This is a genomic window from Ruegeria sp. S84 (genome assembly GCF_056583445.1).
In genome coordinates, this window is sequence record NZ_CM152618.1 from 2,145,277 (window position 1) to 2,160,498 (window position 15,222).

General features: G+C 59.1%; 15 protein-coding genes. 4 read left to right on the top strand and 11 right to left on the bottom strand.

Translation table 11 applies throughout. The annotated features are described in order from the left end of the window. Positions 1-18: 18 nt before the first annotated feature. The 5 genes from AC1DFB_RS10820 to AC1DFB_RS10840 form a co-directional block, all read right to left on the bottom strand. The gene (locus AC1DFB_RS10820) at positions 19-651 is read right to left on the bottom strand and encodes a bifunctional 4-hydroxy-2-oxoglutarate aldolase/2-dehydro-3-deoxy-phosphogluconate aldolase (RefSeq protein WP_480921237.1); all 633 of its coding nucleotides are present in this window, start codon (positions 649-651) and stop codon (positions 19-21) included. A gap of 4 nt (positions 652-655) precedes the next feature. Next, on the bottom strand, positions 656-2,461 hold the full coding sequence (gene edd / locus AC1DFB_RS10825) for a phosphogluconate dehydratase (protein ID WP_480921238.1): 1,806 nt from the start codon (positions 2,459-2,461) through the stop codon (positions 656-658). A gap of 2 nt (positions 2,462-2,463) precedes the next feature. After that, positions 2,464-3,909: a glucose-6-phosphate dehydrogenase gene (zwf, locus tag AC1DFB_RS10830; protein WP_170511351.1), complete on the bottom strand. Its 1,446-nt coding sequence runs from the start codon at positions 3,907-3,909 to the stop codon at positions 2,464-2,466. Between the two features lie 165 nt (positions 3,910-4,074). Beyond that, positions 4,075-6,318, bottom strand: a complete 2,244-nt coding sequence (ptsP, locus tag AC1DFB_RS10835; protein WP_170397273.1) for a phosphoenolpyruvate--protein phosphotransferase — start codon at positions 6,316-6,318, stop codon at positions 4,075-4,077. Positions 6,319-6,363: 45 nt separating this feature from the next. Beyond that, entirely contained in the window at positions 6,364-7,602 is a 1,239-nt protein-coding gene (locus AC1DFB_RS10840; RefSeq protein WP_480705545.1) for an aspartate kinase, read from the bottom strand. Between the two features lie 154 nt (positions 7,603-7,756). Here AC1DFB_RS10840 and AC1DFB_RS10845 point away from each other — a divergent pair, with 154 nt between their 5' ends. Continuing rightward, positions 7,757-8,113, top strand: coding sequence for a hypothetical protein (locus tag AC1DFB_RS10845; RefSeq protein WP_170397277.1), 357 nt, complete (start codon positions 7,757-7,759; stop codon positions 8,111-8,113). Here the strand turns inward: AC1DFB_RS10845 and AC1DFB_RS10850 are convergent. The 5 genes from AC1DFB_RS10850 to AC1DFB_RS10870 all read right to left on the bottom strand — a co-directional run bounded on the left by AC1DFB_RS10850 (position 8,107) and on the right by AC1DFB_RS10870 (position 11,157). Next, positions 8,107-8,745, bottom strand: coding sequence for an SDR family NAD(P)-dependent oxidoreductase (locus tag AC1DFB_RS10850; protein ID WP_480453887.1), 639 nt, complete (start codon positions 8,743-8,745; stop codon positions 8,107-8,109). The genes AC1DFB_RS10845 and AC1DFB_RS10850 overlap by 7 nt on opposite strands. A gap of 3 nt (positions 8,746-8,748) precedes the next feature. After that, positions 8,749-9,204, bottom strand: a complete 456-nt coding sequence (locus AC1DFB_RS10855) for a DUF1178 family protein (RefSeq protein WP_480921239.1) — start codon at positions 9,202-9,204, stop codon at positions 8,749-8,751. Between the two features lie 71 nt (positions 9,205-9,275). After that, positions 9,276-9,761 carry an NUDIX hydrolase gene (locus tag AC1DFB_RS10860; RefSeq protein ID WP_480921240.1) on the bottom strand — a complete coding sequence of 162 codons (486 nt, stop codon included), beginning with the start codon at positions 9,759-9,761 and terminating at the stop codon, positions 9,276-9,278. A gap of 80 nt (positions 9,762-9,841) precedes the next feature. Further along, entirely contained in the window at positions 9,842-10,609 is a 768-nt protein-coding gene (locus tag AC1DFB_RS10865; protein WP_480921241.1) for an EcsC family protein, read from the bottom strand. Positions 10,610-10,662: 53 nt separating this feature from the next. Next, positions 10,663-11,157, bottom strand: coding sequence for a GNAT family N-acetyltransferase (locus tag AC1DFB_RS10870; RefSeq protein ID WP_170397287.1), 495 nt, complete (start codon positions 11,155-11,157; stop codon positions 10,663-10,665). A gap of 72 nt (positions 11,158-11,229) precedes the next feature. Between AC1DFB_RS10870 and AC1DFB_RS10875 the strand changes: the two genes are divergently transcribed. Further along, a complete protein-coding gene (locus AC1DFB_RS10875) occupies positions 11,230-11,835 on the top strand; it encodes a flavin reductase family protein (RefSeq protein ID WP_480921242.1) in 606 nt (201 codons plus the stop codon). Further along, positions 11,835-12,479, top strand: a complete 645-nt coding sequence (locus AC1DFB_RS10880) for a CatB-related O-acetyltransferase (protein WP_480921243.1) — start codon at positions 11,835-11,837, stop codon at positions 12,477-12,479. Before AC1DFB_RS10875 ends, AC1DFB_RS10880 begins: the two co-directional genes overlap by 1 nt. 30 nt (positions 12,480-12,509) lie before the next feature. Here the strand turns inward: AC1DFB_RS10880 and AC1DFB_RS10885 are convergent, their stop codons facing one another. Beyond that, positions 12,510-14,144, bottom strand: coding sequence for a SulP family inorganic anion transporter (locus AC1DFB_RS10885; RefSeq protein WP_480921244.1), 1,635 nt, complete (start codon positions 14,142-14,144; stop codon positions 12,510-12,512). A gap of 205 nt (positions 14,145-14,349) precedes the next feature. On the opposite strand from AC1DFB_RS10885, the gene AC1DFB_RS10890 reads away from it, so the two are divergent. Beyond that, positions 14,350-15,222, top strand: a complete 873-nt coding sequence (locus tag AC1DFB_RS10890) for an S-methyl-5'-thioadenosine phosphorylase (RefSeq protein ID WP_170404278.1) — start codon at positions 14,350-14,352, stop codon at positions 15,220-15,222.

The window sequence follows — 15,222 nt, forward strand, 5'->3', positions numbered from 1 at the left end:
GCGTCTTGCCCTGCGGCGTCAATCCAGCAGACTGGCGGCCTCGCGGGCAAGTGTTTCGATCCCGGACCAATCACCGTTTTGAACCATCTGCTTGGGCGCGACCCAGCTGCCGCCGGCGCAGACAACATTCGGCAGCGACAGGTAATCGAGGGCATTTGACGGCGATACGCCACCAGTTGGGCAGAAGGTGATCTGCGGTAGCGGTGCGCCGATGGCTTTTAGGGCGGGAGCCCCTCCTGAGGCCTCGGCGGGAAAGAATTTCAGCATGTCATAGCCCTTTTCCAGCAGAGCCATGGCTTCGCTTGCAGTAGCCGCACCGGGGAGAAGGGGCAGTCCTTCGGCTTCGCAGGCGGCGATCAGGGCATCGGTCGCACCGGGGGAGACGCCAAACTGAGCGCCAGCCTCTTTGGCAGCGCGGACATCTTCGGGTGTGACCAGTGTACCCGCCCCGACAACACCGCCGGGGACGTTGGCCATGGCGCGGATCGCGTCGAGCGCGGCGGGAGTGCGCAAGGTGACTTCAAGCGCCGGGAGGCCACCGGCGACCAAAGCTTCGGCCAACGGGCGCGCATGGGCCGCGTCGTCGACGACCAGGACTGGAACAATCGGGGCCAGCGCGCAGATCTCGCGGGTGCGTTGGGTTTTAGACATTGGGTTACACTCCGAAAATGCTGGCGCCGGTGTCGGCTGAGCCGACATTCTGACGGAAGGCGCCGAAGAGGTCACGGCCAACGCCGTGTTGGTTTGCCGTAAGGTCCGCGGTGGCCGGATTGCGGTCGAGAACACCGGGGGTCAGGATTTCCAACTCGCCCTTGACCGCATCAACGCGCAACAGGTCACCGTCTTGCAGATAGGCGATCGGTCCACCATCCAGCGCCTCGGGGCAGACATGGATGGCGGCGGGCACTTTGCCGGATGCGCCCGACATACGGCCATCGGTGACCAGAGCCACCTTCTGCCCCCTGCCCTGCAGGATCGACAGGATCGGCGTCAGCGAATGAAGTTCAGGCATACCGTTGGCTTTTGGCCCTTGGAAGCGAACAACAACGATGACGTCATCGGTGAATTCTCCGGCTTTGAAAGCGGCTTTAACGGCGTTCTGGTCGTGGAATACACGCACGGGCGCTTCGACCACTTGGTGTTCAGGTGCTACAGCCGACACCTTCATGACCCCTGTGCCCAGATTGCCCGTCAAGCGAGAAAGCCCGCCCGTGGGTTGGAACGGGTCTTTGGCCGGGCGAACGATCTTTTCGTTCAGACTGTGGCCCGCGCCCTCTTCCCAGACCAACTCGCCGTTTTTCAGCTTGGGTTCTTTGGTGTAGTTGTGCAGGCCCTGCCCCGCGACAGTCAGCGTATCGGGGTGCAGCAAGCCATCTTCCAGCAGCGTGCCGATGGCAAAGCCCAGGCCACCCGCAGCGTGGAAGTGGTTCACGTCTGCCAGACCGTTGGGATAGACGCGCGCGACCAAAGGCACGACAGCGGAGATGTCGGAAAAATCCTCCCAGTCCAGCACGATACCACCGGCACGCGCCATGGCGATCAGGTGGATCAGTAGGTTGGTGGAACCGCCGGTGGCCATCAGGCCGACGATGCCATTGACGAAAGCGCGCTCATCAAGGATCTGGCAGACCGGTGTGTAGTGATTGCCCAGCGCGCTGAGAGACAGGGCGCGGCGCGCGCCTTCCTCGGTCAGGGCATCGCGCAGGGGGGTGTTGGGGTTGATGAAGCTGGACCCTGGCAGGTGCAGGCCCATGAATTCCATCAGCATCTGGTTGGTGTTGGCAGTTCCGTAGAAGGTGCAGGTGCCGGGGCCGTGATATGCGGCCATTTCGGCCTTCATCAGCTCTTCGCGGCCCACCTCTCCGGCGGCGAATTTCTGGCGGACCTTGGCCTTTTCGTCATTCGGCAGGCCACTGGTCATCGGACCTGCAGGCAGGAAGACGGCAGGAAGATGCCCAAAGGCTTGCGCGCCGATGATTAGGCCGGGCACGATCTTGTCACAGACGCCCAGGAAAACGGCGGCGTCATAAGTGTTGTGGCTTAGCGCCACTCCGGTCGCCAACGCGATCACATCGCGCGAGAACAGTGAGAGCTCCATCCCCGCCTCGCCTTGCGTGACGCCGTCGCACATGGCTGGCACGCCGCCTGCAACCTGCGCTGTGCCGCCTGCTGCTCGGATCGCATCGCGGATCAGGGCCGGGTAGCGTTCGAAAGGCTGATGGGCCGAGAGCATATCGTTATAGGCGGTGACGATCCCCAGATTGCCAGCCGTGCCGGTGGCCATGGAGTCCTGATCTTCGCCCGCCCCGGCATAGGCGTGGGCCTGCCCGCTGCAGGACAGGTGCGCGCGCGCAGGGCCCTTGGATTTGGCCTGCTCCATTCGTTCAAGATGCGGGCCACGCAGATCGGCGCTACGGTCGATGATGCGTTTGGTGACGTCGGATATAACTGTGTTGACCATGATTACCCTCCGATCTGACGCCAGCGGCGCCCATCGCGATGCATCAGCATCAATGCTTCTTCGGGCCCCGAACTGCCCTGATCGTATTTCGCGGGCTTATCGCCACGCTCTTCCCAGCCGTGAATGATGGGATCGACCCAGGCCCATGCGGCCTCGGCCTCATCGCCACGCATGAACAAAGTCTGGTCGCCGCGGATGACATCCATGATCAGGCGTTCATAGGCATCCGGGGATTGGCCGTCGTCGCCCAGCGCATCAGCGAAACTCATGTCGAGTGCAACGTCGGACAGGCGGAACCCGCCCTGCCCCGGTTCCTTGATGGTGGTGCGTAGCGTGATGCCTTCGTCCGGTTGCAGGCGGATCACCAGCACGTTGCCATGCAATGGTCCGACATTCGGAAAAATCGTATGCGGCGGATCGCGAAAGAACACTGCAATCTCGGATTCACGTGCACGCAGGCGCTTGCCGGTCCGCAGATAAAACGGGACACCGGCCCAGCGCCAGTTGCCGATATGCGCCTTCAGCGCAATGAAGCTTTCGGTACGGCTGGCGGGGTTGCCGACGTGATCCAGATAGCCATCGCCCCCTTTTTCGGTGCGGTACTGACCACGAGCGATATCCTTGGGTTCCACCGGCTCCAGCGCTTCGATCACTTTGACTTTCTCATCGCGCACCGCGTTGGGTGAGAATTTCGAAGGCGGTTCCATCGCTGTCAGGCACAGCAATTGAACCAGATGGTTCTGGATCATGTCCCGCATCGCGCCGGACTGATCATAATAAGCACCGCGCCCTTCGACGCCCACGGTTTCGGCCACGGTGATCTGGACGTTATCAACATGAGTGGCGTTCCAGAGCGGTTCGAAAAGCGAGTTGGCAAAGCGCAGCGCCATCAGGTTCTGCACGGTTTCCTTGCCCAGATAATGATCGATCCGGTAAATCTGATGTTCTTCAAAACAGGCCCGTAGCCCTTCGTTCAACGCTTTGGCTGATGCCAGATCGTGACCAAAGGGTTTCTCGACCACGATACGACTGTCAGGTGTGGACAGGCCGTGCTCGTTCAGACGTTGGGCGATGCCCGAGAAAAGGCTTGGGCCTACTGACAGATAGAAGGCGCGTACCACATCCGGTCGCAGCGTTTTCGCTAGGTCAGACCAACCCGCATCGCCAAGCGCATCTACCGGAACATACTCGACGCGGGACAGAAAGCGATCAAGCGTATCCTTATTGAAACCCGGCGCAAACTCTTGCATCGACGCACGCAGCTGTTCACGAAACCCATCGCTGTCCATGTCGGATCGGGCGGTTCCAATGATGCGCGCATCCTCAGGCATCTGGCCAACTTCGAAGCGATGATAGAGGCCCGGCAGGATTTTACGCTGCGCCAGATCGCCCGTCGCGCCGAACAACACAAGGTCGAACGGATCTACCGGAATTACGCGTGAGACCATTGCAAGGCTCCTTTCGAATTCCCCGCCAGCATAAGCGAGGTTTCAGCCCGGGATTAAAACGCATGTGCGTCATTAGCTATGTTATCGCTAACATTCATCGGCTGAATAGAAAACCTGAGCGCAAAAATCAAGCGCGGATTTGCAGCTGGCATCGCGGAAGATCAGTCAGGACTGCGTCCGCAGCCAGTCCATCACCGCCGGACGCACGGATTGTTCCCCACGATGGCGGGCATCGGCGATAATTTTACGCACATCCTGAAGGTTCGACCGCAACAACAGGCTTTTGACCGGCCCGATTGAGGCGGGGCGCATCGAAAGGGTACGGATGCCCATGGCCGCGAGACACAGCGCCTCGACCGGGCGACCGGCATCTTCGCCACAGAAGCTCAGCGGTGTGTCCGAGATCGAGCATCTCTCAACGATACGTTCAATGAAACTCAGAAAGCTGACATTCAGCGTATCGTAGCGACGGCGAACCAGTTCATTTTCGCGGTCGGCGGCGAAGAAAAACTGTTTCAGGTCGTTCCCACCGATCGAGATAAAGCCGACTTCGTCAAAGAACTTCTGCGGCGCAAAGGCAAGTGAAGGCGTTTCCAGCATCGCCCCCACTTCGAGCGATTCAGGCAGAACATGGCCCAGACGCCGTTCACGCTCGATCGTTTTCTTGACCTCCCAGCGCGCCTCACGGAATTCGTCAGCCTGCGCGACAAACGGGAACATGATCGTCAGGGGGCGGCCATCGGCGGCGCGGATCAGCGCCTGCAACTGCATCCGCATCACGCCACGCTTGTCCAGACCCACGCGGATCGCCCGCCAGCCCAGCGCCGGGTTCGGCTCTTCCACATGTTTCATATAAGGCAGAACCTTATCTGACCCGATATCGAGCGTGCGGAACACCACGCGCTTTTCTCCCGCAGCATCCAGGACACGTTTGTATTGCGTCACCAGCTCGGATCGCTTGGGCATCTGATTGCGGATCAGAAACTGCAGTTCGGTGCGGAACAGGCCCACGCCCTCGGCACCAGAATTGCTAAGTGAGGGCAGATCGGCCATCAGACCCGCATTCATCACCATGTTGATTCGCGCACCATCCTGAGTAACGGTGGGCGTTTCACGGATCGAGGCGTAGCGCTCCTGCGCTTTGGCCTCCATCGCGATTTTGTCACGGAACGCACTAACGACGGTGTCTTCGGGGCGCAGATGAACGACACCGCTATCGCCATCAACCAGAATGTGATCGCCGTTCAGGGCTTCGGTGGTGATGCGGCCTACATGCACCACCAGTGGGATCGCCAACGCGCGCGCCACGATAGTGGCATGGCTTCCGACCGAGCCTTCTTCCAACACGATCCCTTTGAGAGAACGGCCATATTCCAGCAGATCACCGGGGCCGATATTTCGCGCAATTAGGATCGGATCGGGCGGCAGGTCAGCCCCATTTCCGTTACCCTGTCCAGTCAAAATTCGCAGCAACCGATTGCTGAGGTCGTCCAGATCGGCCAACCGTTCACGTAAATACGGATCGGTAACCTGCCCCATGCGAGCCCGCGCCTGAGATTGCTCTTTCTCGACCGCCGCCTCTGCGCTGAGACCAAGAGCGATGTCCTCCTCCATCCGGCGCATCCAACCCTTGGAGTTGGCGAACATCCGGTAGGCTTCCAAAACCTGCAACTGCTCTTTGTCGCCGCCCTGAGAAATCTCAAGCATCTTGTCGACGCCGACGCGTAGTTCTTCAACGGCCTCGGTCAGCCGCTCACGCTCACGATGCGGGTCTTCGGCAATGGGATTGGTGACAACAACACGAGGTTCATGCAGCCAGACATGGCCTTCAGCAGATCCTTCCTGCGCCGGGCCACCGGTAAGTTGCACCGATTGCTGGTGCAGCGGTGACAAGGCCGCGCCTTCGCCGACGAACGCGCCCAGTTCGGCCATTTCGGCCAGAACCATCGCGACAACTTCCAGCGCATAAACCTCGTCCGCTGAAAACTCGCGCGCGTCCCGGGACTGAACCACCAGCACGCCCAGTTTCTGACCCAGACGCTGTACCGGCACACCAAGAAAGGACGAATACCGTTCCTCGCCAGTTTCCGGCATGTACCGAAAGCCCTTGGCCGAGGGCGCGTCCGCCGTATTCACCACCTTGCCAGACTTGGCGACGCGACCGACCAGCCCTTCGCCCATACGCATCCGCGTCTTGTGCACCGCTTCTGGGGACAGACCTTCGGTGGCGCACAGTTCAAGCGTATCCTCATCCCGAAACAGGTAGATCGAGCAAACTTCACGACCGGTACTGTCGGCGATCAGGTGCGTGATCCGGTCAAGACGTTCCTGACCGGCGGCTTCGCTCGCCATTTCTTCGCGCAGCCGTCCCAGCAACTTGCGAGATTCTGTTTCCGTGCCTTCCGCCATGGCCCACCCACGTTACGGTTTCAGACAGGACACTTGGCTGAAAGCTCAGGCCGCCTTGTCCAGTTCAAAGGCATCATGCAGTGCCTGAACCGCAAGTTCCATGTATTTCCTGTCGATCAGGACGGAAATTTTAATCTCGGAGGTTGTAATGACCTTGATGTTAATCCCCTCATCCGAGAGAATCTTGAACATCTTGGCCGCAACACCGGATTGCGAGCGCATACCGATCCCGACAACTGAGACCTTGCAAACATCCTCATCCGCAACCAGTTCGGCGTAGTTCAGCTCACCCTGATCCTTGATCGCCAGCAATGCCTTTTCGGCGCGGGAAACCTGATTGGTCGGACAGGAGAAGGTCATGTCGGTGCGCCCTTCGTCCGAGATATTCTGGACGATCATGTCCACGTTCACGCCCTCGTCGCTGAGCGCGGTAAAGATGATCGAGGCGATGCCGGGACGGTCCGCCACCGAAACGACGGTCATCTTGGCTTCGTCGCGGGAATAGGCCACACCGGCCACAACATTGGATTCCATGATATCCTCCTCGTCGCAGACCAGTGTACCGGCCTCGTCGGCTTGTTCCTCAAAGCTTGAAAGAACGCGCAGTTTCACCTTGTAGCGCATCGCCAGCTCGACCGAGCGGGTTTGAAGCACTTTGGCCCCCAGCGAGGCCAGTTCGAGCATTTCCTCGAACGAGATTTTGTCCAGCTTGCGCGCCTTTTCACAGATGCGCGGGTCGGTCGTATAGACACCGTCCACATCCGTATAGATGTCGCAGCGCTCGGCTTCGAAAGCGGCAGCAAAAGCCACGGCGGTGGTGTCCGAACCGCCCCGACCCAGCGTGGTGATACGACCTTCGGGGCTGATGCCCTGGAAGCCCGCGACCACCGCAACGCGCATCCCTTCGCCGAATTTCTGGTTGATATTCTCGGGCGGGATTTCTTCGATCCGGGCCGCTGAATGGGCACCGTTGGTGATCAGCGGCACCTGCCAACCCTGCCAGCTGCGCGCCGGGATGTCCATTTCCTGCAGGGTCAGCGCCATCAGGCCAGCTGTAACGTTTTCACCAGAGGAGACAACGGCATCATATTCGCGCGCGTCATAGAGCGGAGAGATTTCATCGACCCAGCCCACCAGCTCGTTGGTCTTGCCGGACATCGCCGAAACGATGACGATGACGTCATAGCCTTTGGCTACCTCGACACCAACCCGTTTGGCAGCACGGCGGATCCGGTCCAGATTGGCGACCGATGTGCCGCCGAATTTCATCACGAGTACGGGCATGGGGGCTAGTGTCTCCGCGCCTTGAATTTCTGATCCCGTGCCTCTTATGCGAGGGGGGCGCAAGGGCAAGTGGGCAAAGTCTGCACCGCAGTGCTTTACTTTGGTCGTGCGTGGTGTCAGCGTTCGGTCAAAGTCTTATTCCACGAGGATTTCAATGTTCCGCTTTGCCCTTGCCCTAAGCCTGGTTTCGACTGCCGCAAATGCCCAAGTGGCCACCCTATCGGGTACGGATGGCGAGAACTCATTAGGCACCGTTCCATGCGCTGCATTGGCAGGTGATACACTGGCCAGTTGTCCGGCCGAATTGCGGAAGCGCGAAGATGGAACGGCGACGTTGGCGGTTCAGTTGAACACTGGCGAGGTTCGGCGGATTTACTTCACCAAAGGCGTGCCGGATTCCAGCAGTTCGACATCGAAACTGACCTATGAGACACGCGGTGATATCATGGTGATCTTCATTGATCCCGGTGAAGTCTACGAAATCCCCAAGGCGGCCCTGAACTCTCAGTAAGGGTGCGCCCGACCATCCCAGGTTTCAAAACAACCGGTAGTATCGAGCGAGAGAGCCGCAAATCGCTCGATCAAGCCGTTTGCCGCCTGATCGACCGTGATCTCTGCCGCAGCTCCGCCCATGTCCGTCTGCACCCAGCCCGGATGGTAGATTCCCACCGCAATGCCATCCGCCTGTAGGTCAGTCGCCAGGTTGCGGCCCAAATTCAGCGCCGCCGCCTTTGACGCACGGTAGATATAGCTGCCACCCGGCGCGCGCGTATGTGACGCCATCTGAGACGAAACGATGGCGATCCGGCCCCGCGCGGTTCGCAGGTTCGGCAACAAGGACTGGATGGTAAGAAACACGCCTGTCACGTTGGCGGCGAAGCTTTGCGCCCACATCTCGGCGGGATAGCCACTAATGTCGTGTCCTTTGTCCAGATAAACGCCCGCATTGCAGATCAGCAGGTCAATCTGGCGGCCTCGCAGTTGCTCGGCCATCGCAGCGTGCTGTTCTGGGTCCGTGACATCCAGCACGATATCTGCGCTACCGTCCCGGGCAGTTCCGGTCACTTCATGACCTTCTGCACGATACTGATCCGCAATGGTTTTCCCGATCCCTCGGTTCGCGCCCGTAACAACGATGTGCATGGGTCAGTTGGTTTTGCGGCTAGGAACAAACGGCAACGGTGCGACCGGCACGCCGTCTTCAATCAGCGATTGCGCCTCTTCGGGCTTGGCCTCACCATAGATCGCGCGCTCGGGCGCATCCCCCAGATGGATTTTGCGGGCTTCTTTGGCGAAATCCTTGCCCACATAGTCCGAGTTTTCCTCGACCTTTCGACGCAGTTCGCTGAGGACCTCAGCGATCTCGGACGAAGGTGTTGCCATGCTGATCTCATCCGCAGAAGGCTGCGCTGGTGCAACCTCGGTCACCGCCTTGCGCGCAGGCCGGACACGCGGTGTCATCACCGCCTTTTCCACCTTGTCGCAGCCGCATACCGCGCAGGTTACCAACCCGGCCGCTGACAGTTTGTCAAAGGCGGCTGCGGATTGAAACCAACTGTCAAAGCTGTGGTCATTGCTGCATTTCAATGCGTATTGAATCATATCACATCCAAAATCCGGTTGGCGAATAGATACCGACCAACATGGCAATATCAAGTCTTGATCTTGTCGCGCTACTGCCGGTGCAGCCCGAATCCACCCAAAAGCGCGGCGAGATCAGGCGACGCCACTTTCGATGACGCCTTTTTGGGCGAAACCCATTTGCGCCTGCGCTCACCCGCTTCGGGAAACTGCGCCTCGGATCGCTGCACATGCAGCGGAAACACATCAACCAGACACAGCGCCGATGGCTTGCCAGGCCGGTTCTTGATATAGGCAAACCGACCAAGGCTTTCGCTTCCGCACTGCCCCAAAACACCAGCCTCTTCCCAGGCCTCGCGGGCGGCTGTTTCAGACGGGGTCAGCCCGTTGATCAACCACCCCTTCGGGATGATCCAGCGCCGCGCCCTGCGCGTTGTGATCAACAAAATCTCTGGCAGGCCATCATTGGTCCGATAGCAAAGCGCAGCGGATTGAGCATAAACAGGCAGCGCCCCGGAAAGGGAGAGGTTTTCTGCCGAAAGCCCGGCAATCGCACCACTACTGCGCCCGTCAAACACGGTTCATATCCACTGCTCGCTCCGCTTATGTTGCGGTTTATAAAGTGATATTTATCATATCCGGCAGAGTCTGCCAAGCTTTACGGGAAAGCCCCCTTGTTCAGAGCCATCCGCCCCGACAAACGCCGCACCAGCTCGTCATGAGGGATGTCGGCATCAATCGCCAATCGACGCAGCCCAAAATGCACATGCGCGATCTGCTGGTAGTAGCGGGTATAGACAAAATTTGTACCGCCCCCAGCAAGCGCCCCAAGCAACGGTACAGACTGCGCCGCCAGCTTCTGGCCCAGCACTACGGACAGGCGCGGCGCCACCATCGCAATGAGGCGTTGCATAGTCGGTCCGGTCAGGGTCATGCGCATTGAGAAAAAGCCCAGATCAGCCCCGTCATCCTCGGCCAAAGGACCTGCGGCTGACAACACTCGGATCGAGTCGAATTTCACGTTCTCGGCGGTCGGATCAAATCCTTCCCGCATCGCTGCGCCTTGGATCGCGCGCAGCATCATGGCGGTTGTCGCGGGCAGCTCGACAAGTGCTGTGGACACTCCACCCAGACCTCCGGCTGCGCCCATGGCAGTGGTCAAGGCTGTGTTGACCCATGGTTTCTGGTCAGGCACGGCACGCCGAGAGCCTTCGGCCGCATGCATGGCAAGCCAAAGCGCCTGTTCGGTTGCTTCGGTCAGACCTTCTCGCACCGGCTTAGGTAACTGATCCAATATGGATTCCGCCGAACCACCAAGCTTGTTCAGCAGATTCACTCCTGCGCCACCTGCCGCACCGTACAGCTGCGCAAGCCGATCAAGCTCGGCCTCGGGATCGAGTTTTTCGACAAGAACCACGTCCTGCATCTGTGCCCTCCTGTCCTGAAAACATCGGGACTTTGCAGCGGGTTTTCAATGGGTCAACGGGTCCAGCGACTAACAAGCCCCTGAATTTCGGACCAAACTCCGGGGGTCAATTCCAAACCCAGTATGCGATCAGGGTTGGTGGGCGGGGGCATTTCGACACCCGTCAGCGGCGTGAACCCGAACCGGGCATAATAGGGCGCATCGCCCACAAGCATGACGCGATCCCACCCTTTGGCGCGCCCGGCCTCTACCCCCTGATGGATCAGATATCCGCCCAACCCTTCGCCTTGATGGGTCGGGTGGACCGCCACTGGACCTAGCAGCAGCGCGTCATGTTCACCCACATGCACGGGCCAAAACCGGATTGCACCAGCCAGAATGCCCTGCCCATCGCGCGCGACCTGCGACAGGCCAGCGACAGGCGGCACGTCATCACGCAGACGATAAGACGACAACGCCTCGCGCCCCGGAGCAAAGCACAGGTCATAGAGCGCTTCGACCTCCCACCAGTCTTCCGGCTCTTCCGGCCTGATCTTGAATTGCTGCACGCGCGCCCTCTTATCCTTGCTGGAAATCGCCCTAGCACTTCGATAGGCCTTGGGCAAACGCTTGGAGTCCATATGTTCTATCGCCCCGAAGACGGCCACGGCCTGCCGCACAACCCCTTCAACGCCATCATAACCCCACGCCCGATCGGCTGGATTTCGACGCGCGATGCTGACGGGATCAACAACCTGGCCCCGTATTCCTTCTTCAATGGTGTCGCTTATACACCGCCTCAGGTGATGTTCGCCTCAACCGGCTCCAAACACGATCAGGATGGCGGCAAGGACAGCATCGCCAACATCGAGGCCACGAAGGTATTCTGCGTCAACGTGGTGGCCCATGCGCATCGCGACGCAATGAATGCCAGCTCAGAGGGTTTGGAAAAGCACGTCGACGAGTTCGCTCATGCTGGGCTAACACCAGTTGAATGCGAAACCATAAATTGCTCTCTGGTCGAGGGAGCGCCCGCAGCGCTGGAATGCAAACTTACCCAGATCGTAACTCTGCCGGGTGAGTCCAATCGGGTGGTGTTCGGAGAGGTCACTGGTGTGCACCTGCACGATGACCACATCCGTGACGGCAAATTTGACGTGACCTCATTCAACCCGCTCGCGCGGTTGGGTTATCGGGACTATTCTGTGGTGACAGAATTGTTCAGCCTTTCACGCCCGGATGACTAATGCCACTGCCTGATCCTACACGCAGATATCCGATTGTTCTGCCCGACGGCTCTAGCCACAACGGAACAGTGTTTCTGTCTCAGGCCATCGATCATCCCCGCTTTGAGGCCGGAGCTTACACTTATGCTTCGGATTTCGATGCGCCGAAGGACTGGGCGCAGCGGCTTGCACCGTATCTGTTTCCCTTTTCAGAAGAAAAGCTGATGCTGGGCAAGTTCTGCCAAATCGCTCATGGAGTAAGGTTTATCACTGCCTCCGCAAATCACGCGACCGATGGCTTGACCTGCTTTCCATTTCCAATCTTCGATCCGGATCGCATGTCAGGCTACCAGCCTGATACACGTGATACCGTTATCGGGCACGATGTCTGGATCGGTTACGGAGCTTTGATTTTACCCGGAGCGCAGATCGGAAATGGCGCGATTGTTGGCGCAGGCTCGGTCGTGCGGGGTCAGGTTCCACTCTATGCAGTCGTTACCGGAAATCCGGCAAAAGTCCGGCGCTATCGTTTTGATCGCGATGTGATTGAAAGGCTGCAAGACTTGCGATGGTGGGATTGGCCCGCAGAAACAATCACTCGGGCCGAAGATGCCTTGCTTTCAGGCAATATCGATGCGTTGGAGCGCATTGCTTCTGAGATATAAGGCGGCCAATCCGGCCGCCCTTTCGCGTATTCAGTGCCCGCCCAGAATACCGGTGCGGACCGAATAATCCACAGCCAGTTCGTAATCCGGGTCATCATCGCTGTCGACCATCAGATGGCCGGCCTTGTTCAGCAGTGTATGACAGTCACGGCTCAGGTGCCGCAGCATGACGCGTTTGCCAGCCGCTTCGTATTTGGCGGCGATGTTTTCGATAGCCTGCAGCGCGGATTGGTCCACCACACGGCTGGCTGCAAAGTCGATGATGACGGTCTCGGGGTCGTTCGTTACGTCGAACAGCTCCACGAAGCCCTCGGACGAGCCAAAGAACAGCGGGCCCTGAATTTCATAGACCTTCGCCCCTTCTTCCGTTTCCGAGTCGCGCGTAACCGCGTGGATGCGTTTGGCGTTATTCCATGCATAAGCCAGGGCAGAGACAATCACACCGACCACAACAGCCACCGCAAGGTCTTCCATCACGGTGACGACTGTCACCAGTACGATCACGAACGCATCCATCAAAGGCACCTTGCGCATGATCTTCAGCGAATTCCAGGCGAAGGTTCCGATCACCACCATGAACATCACACCGACAAGTGCGGCCAGTGGAATCTGCTCGATCAGAGGCGAACCCACCAGGATAAAGAGCAACAGAAATAGCGCTGCAGCGATACCTGCGATACGCGTGCGCCCGCCTGACTTCACGTTGATCATCGACTGACCGATCATCGCACAACCGCCCATACCACCAAAGAAACCGGTGACTACGTTCGCTGTGCCTTGCGCGATACATTCCTGCGAGGCACCACCGCGCTTGCCGGTGATCTCACCCACAAGGTTCAGCGTCAGCAGGGATTCAATCAGACCGATTGCGGCAAGGATCAGGGCATAGGGCAGGATGATTTCAAAGGTCTCCCAGTTCAGCGGCACCATAGGTATATGGAAGCTGGGCAGGCCGCCTTCGATCGAAGCCAGATCACCGACACGCGGGACGTCCAGCCCAATGCCAATGACCAAAGCAGCGACAACAAAAATCCCGGCCAGAGGCGCTGGGATGACGCGGGTGATGCGGGGCATGATCCAGATCACAGCCATGGTCAGAGCAACCAGACCCAGCATTGTGTAGAGCTGTAGGCCTGAGAGCCACTCGCCACCGCCCATGCCGTGGCCGGTATTTTCCATGGTTCCGGGCACTTTGAATTGCCCCAGCTGCGCCAGAAAGATCACAATCGCCAGGCCGTTCACAAAGCCCAGCATCACCGGGTGCGGCACAAGACGGATGAACCGGCCCCAATGCATCGCTCCTGCGATAATCTGCATAATCCCCATCAGCACCACTGCAGCGAACAGGTATTCGACCCCGTGCTGCGCAACCAATGCGACCATGACAACCGCAAGCGCCCCGGTTGCGCCCGAGATCATGCCGGGGCGACCACCGATCAACGCAGTGATCAGACCAACCAGGAATGCGGCATAAAGCCCGACCAGAGGGTGCACCCCGGCGACAAAGGCAAAGGCCACGGCTTCGGGGACCAGCGCCAAGGCGACGGTGAGACCGGACAGCAACTCGATCCGCAGGCGCGAGACAGTCAGCCCCTCATCCGGAACCCAGCGCAGATCGGGTTTGGCTATACGATTGGCAAAGCTTGCCAGCATGGCTCGGGGCATGGATCGGTCCTGTTGGTCGGTTTTGTTCGCGCGAAAGGGGCCTTCTAGCGGTCAAACCGGTCTTGAGATACCGCGCCAGGCGGGACCCTGATATGCGCCCTGCGCATAGCTTGACCCAAGCACACACAAACCGTTGAACCCACTTGTCAAATGAAGCTGTGGCCCGCAGAACTCACACAGCAGGAATTTTCAATGGAGAGCACTCGTGACCCAAACAATAATCGCCGTCATTGGAGGATCGGGCATTTATGACATCGATGGTCTGGAGAATGCCGAGTGGGTCACAGTAGAAACGCCATGGGGCGATCCGTCGGATCAGATCCTGACCGGGTCGCTGGATGGGGTCGAAATGGCCTTCTTGCCGCGTCACGGTCGCGGACATGTGCACTCGCCGACCGAGGTGCCCTATCGCGCCAATATCGACGCGTTGAAACGGCTTGGCGTAACGGATGTAATCTCAGTCTCGGCCTGCGGGTCGTTCCGCGAACATATGGCGCCGGGTGATTTCGTGATCGTGGATCAGTTCATCGATCGAACATTTGCCCGTGAAAAGAGCTTTTTCGGGACTGGCTGCGTCGCCCATGTCAGTGTTGCGCATCCGACCTGCCCGCGCCTGTCGGACGCTTGTGAGACTGCTGGCAAGACGGCTGGTATCACCATCCACCGAGGTGGAACCTATCTGGCGATGGAAGGACCGCAATTCTCGTCATTGGCGGAATCCAAATTATATCGCGAACAATGGGGGTGCGACGTGATCGGCATGACCAACATGCCCGAAGCGAAACTCGCCCGCGAGGCCGAGCTTTGTTATGCCTCAATTGCCATGGTCACCGACTATGACAGCTGGCACCCTGATCACGGTGAAGTCGACGTGGCCGCCATCATCGCCACGCTGACCGGTAATGCGGAAAAAGGCCGGGCATTGGTCAAAGGTCTACCCACTCTGCTGGGGACCGACCGTGCGCCCTGCCCGCATGGCTGCGACCGGGCGCTGGAGTATGCCATCCTGACCGCGCCTGAAAAGCGCGATCCGGAATTGTTGGCCAAGCTGGATGCTGTGGCTGGGCGGGTGTTATGA